Annotated in this window: 1 protein-coding gene; it reads right to left on the bottom strand. The window is 42.8% G+C overall.

Annotation, left to right across the window (positions count from 1 at the left end; genetic code table 11):
- Positions 1–139: 139 nt before the first annotated feature.
- On the bottom strand, positions 140–894 hold a 755-nt coding region (locus tag A3739_RS06745), incomplete at its 5' end, for a 2OG-Fe(II) oxygenase (RefSeq protein WP_068500816.1).

The raw sequence follows: 894 nt of genomic DNA on the forward strand, positions 1-894 counted from the left end.
AGTAGGTTGATTGAGCTTCAACAAGATCGTTTTATGGAACCTTTCACATATTCCGTTCGTTTTTGGATGGCAGATTTTAGTTTTGGTGTGCTCAATGTCAGCACCAATAAGTACGAAAGTTTTTCGCACAAGCAGCGCGCTATACGGTGAACAGTAAATCGGTCCGAATAATATATTTGGTTCCTTTAGAGATGGGCTGAGAACTGTGTAAACAATGCAAAGGATGATGCCCGTGTGGAAAACAAAGGACACCACCAATAGGTGTGCGGATATCAACTTCCTTAACCGATGCATTTCCTCGTGCTGGCTGCGTTGAATCTTCTAAGTTCACCAAAAACCTTGTTGCGCCACCTTCAAAGTCTTCGTTAAGTAAGATGAGAAATGTCATCTGACTATATCGATCTGGATAAGCGTTATGAATAAGCTCTTCATTGACCACTCGTGAGCCAGGCCACGCTCCATCGATATGATTCTTAAAAAAGTCGCCCTCGCTATAGCGGTAAAAGCGAAATCGTGCATTAATCCCAACAGCCTCTTGGTTATCAAACATCTCTGGATTATTGTTGGTTAAGTGCTTCACACGTTCCCAGATAAGCTGATCGGTAGCCTCATCAGTCACCCAAGTAAGATTATCGTTATGTCTGATTTCTCTAGGTAGAGACACCGCCGCATCTTTTAAATAGCCTAGCGTCTCGGTAATCTCGATAAATCGCTTACACTCTTTCTCAGTAAAAACATTCAGCAGCTGAAACGCGCCTGGAACCTCTGGTATGTCTTTACGCTTCACCTTGTTAATCTCAAATAAGGTATCCAAATTAATTGGATTTGATTTACGGTTAGCCCAAGTTGGTAATGAAGGGTTTTCTGCACCCGCTTCACGCGCCACCACGTAAA

It is taken from the genome of Oleiphilus sp. HI0067 (genome assembly GCF_001635735.1).